Raw genomic sequence first — 2818 nt, 5'->3', positions numbered from 1 at the left:
TCGCGCCCGCGCCCCGGGCGGTCGCGGCGCGGCTCGTCCTTGATGTTCGCCCAGTCGAGGTCGAGGACGACCTCGTCAGGGATCTTGCCGATCAGCTTCAGCACCTTGTCGAGGTTCTTGGCGTCGTTCGGCGTGACGATCATGAAGGCCTCGCCCAGGCGGCCGGCGCGGCCGGTCCGGCCGATCCGGTGCACATAGTCGTCGGCGTGGTGCGGCACGTCGTAGTTGAAGACGTGGCTGACGGCCGGGACGTCGAGCCCGCGGGCGGCGACGTCCGAGGCGACGAGCAGCTTCAACGTGCCCTGCCGGAAGCTCTCGAGAGTCCGCATGCGCGTCTGCTGGTCCAGGTCGCCGTGGATGGCGGCGGCGTCGAAGCCGTGTTTCTGCAAGGACTTGGCGACGATGTCGACCTCGGACTTGCGGTTGCAGAAGACGATGCCGTTGTTGACCTCGCTGCGCTCGATCAGGCTCCTGAGCGCCGTCCGCTTGGCCTTCGGATCGGACGTGGGGATGCGCGCCAGGTGCTGGTGGATGGTCTCGGCGGTGGTGGCGGGCTTGGCCACCTCGATCCGCTGCGGATCGTTCAGGAACTGCTTGGTGAGGCGGGTGATCTCCGGCGGCATGGTCGCCGAGAAGAACAGGGTCTGCTTCTTCGGCGGGGCCAGCTTGAAGATGCGCTCGATGTCCGGGATGAAGCCCATGTCGAGCATGCGGTCGGCCTCGTCGACGACCATGATCTGCACGCCGGTCATCAAGAGCTTGCCGCGCTCGAAGTGGTCGAGCAGGCGCCCCGGGGTGGCGATCAGCACGTCCACGCCGCGGTCGAGCTTCAGCTCCTGGTCGGTGAAGGAGACGCCGCCGATCAGCAGCGCCCAGGAAAGCTTCTGGCCCTTGGCGTACTTCTCGAAGGAGGCGGCCACCTGGTCGGCCAGCTCGCGCGTCGGCGCGATCACCAGCGCGCGCGGCATGCGCGCCTTGGCGCGGCCGGCGGCCAGGCGGTCGATCATCGGCAGGGTGAAGGCGGCGGTCTTGCCGGTGCCGGTCTGGGCGATGCCCAGCACGTCGCGGCCCTGCAGGGCGACGGGGATCGCCTCGGCCTGGATCGGCGTCGCCGTGGTGTAGCCCGTGTCTGCGACGGCCTGAAGGGTCGCCGGCGAAAGGCCCAGTTCGGAAAATTCGGTCATTGGTTACGATAAAAGCGGGGGCCCGCCGGATCCTCGAATGAGGCGGCTGGCGTTCCCGCGGCCGCGCGGACGGAGATCGCCGCGCGCGCCGGAACATACGTTCAGCCGCAAGCAAGTCAACGCTTGCCGCCGAATGAGGTTCTGGGAGGGAGTCAGACGTCCAGATCCGCCGCGGCGAACTCGGCGTTCTCCTGGATGAAGCGGAAGCGCAGTTCGGGCTTCCTGCCCATCAGCGCCTCGACGAGGTCGGCGACCGCTTCTTCGGCGCGGGGCAGGGTGACGCGGGCCAGGGTGCGCAGCGCGGGGTCCATGGTGGTCTCCTTCAGCTGCGCCGGCATCATCTCGCCCAGGCCCTTGAAGCGGCTCATCTCCGGCTTCTTGCCCTTGAAGACGGTGGCCAGCAGCTCGTCGCGGTGGGCGTCGTCGCGGGCGTAGACGGCCTTGCCGCCGTGGCTCAGGCGATAGAGCGGCGGCAGGGCCAGGAACAGCCGCCCTGAGCGGATCAGGTCCGGCATGGTGCGGTAGAAGAAGGTGATCAGGAGGCTGGCGATATGGGCGCCGTCGACGTCGGCGTCGGTCATGATGATCACGCGCTCGTAGCGCAGATCCTCTTCCTTGAACTTCGATCCGCCCTGGACGCCCAGCGCCAGCATCAGGTCGGCCAGTTCCTTGTTGCCGCCGGTCTTGTCGAGCGAGGCGGAGGCGACGTTCAGGATCTTGCCGCGCAGCGGCAGGATCGCCTGGGTCTTGCGGTCGCGCGCCTGCTTGGCCGAGCCGCCGGCGCTGTCGCCCTCGACCAGGAAGATCTCGGCGCCGTCGATGGCGTTGCCGGAGCAATCCGCCAGCTTGCCTGGAAGACGCAGCTTGCGGGTGGCGCTGGCGCGGGCGACCTCCTTGTCCTTGCGGCGCTTCAGCCGCTCCTCGGCGCGCTCGATGACGAACTGCAGGAGCGCGCTGGCGGCCTTCGGCTGGGCGGTCAGCCAGTGGTCGAACGGGTCGGCCAGCGCCTTTTCGACCAGCCGCTGGGCCTCGGCGGTGGAGAGCTTCTCCTTGGTCTGGCCCTGGAACTCGGGGTTGGCGATGAAGACGCTGATCAGGGCGCCGGCCTGGGCCACCACGTCCTCGGCGGTGATCAGCCCGCCGCGCTTCTCGCCGGTCAGTTCCGCGTACTGCTTCAGGCCCCGCGTCAGCGCCGCGCGCAGGCCGGACTCGTGCGTCCCGCCCTCGGGCGTGGGCACGGTGTTGCAGTAGGACTGCATGAAGCCGTCGGCCTCGCCGAAGCCGGCGGGAGTCCAGGTGATGGCCCACTCGACCTTGCCGGTTTCGCCGGGCCGCTCCCAGCGGCCGGCGAAGGGCTCGGGGGTGACGGTCTCGATGTCCTTGACCCGCTCGCCCAGGAAGTCGGCCAGGCCGTTGGGAAAGCGGAAAGTCGCCTCGGGCGGCGTCTGGTCGTGGATGCGGGAGGGATCGCACTTCCAGCGGATCTCCACCCCGCCGAACAGATAGGCCTTGGAGCGGGCCATCCGGTAGAGGCGGGCGGGCTTGAAGGCGCAGCCCTCGCCGAAGATCACCGGGTCGGGCTGGAAGCTGATCGCCGTGCCCTTCTTGCGGGTGGGGCTGAGCTTCTCGATGGC

At 69.0% G+C, this 2818-nt stretch carries 2 protein-coding genes; both read right to left on the bottom strand.

The window, feature by feature from the left end; all coding sequences use genetic code 11:
* On the bottom strand, window positions 1-1184 hold a 1184-nt coding region (locus tag VJS38_RS07955; protein WP_324087615.1), incomplete at its 3' end, for a DEAD/DEAH box helicase.
* A 152-nt stretch (window positions 1185-1336) separates the two neighbouring features.
* The coding region (locus VJS38_RS07950) for a toprim domain-containing protein (RefSeq protein ID WP_324087614.1) at window positions 1337-2818 on the bottom strand (1482 nt) is incomplete at its 5' end.

It is taken from the genome of Phenylobacterium sp., assembly GCF_035276905.1.
Classification (GTDB): Bacteria; Pseudomonadota; Alphaproteobacteria; order Caulobacterales; family Caulobacteraceae; genus Phenylobacterium.
The sequence above is the reverse complement of the archived record's forward strand: the minus strand, read 5'-3'. Positions and strand labels throughout refer to the sequence as shown.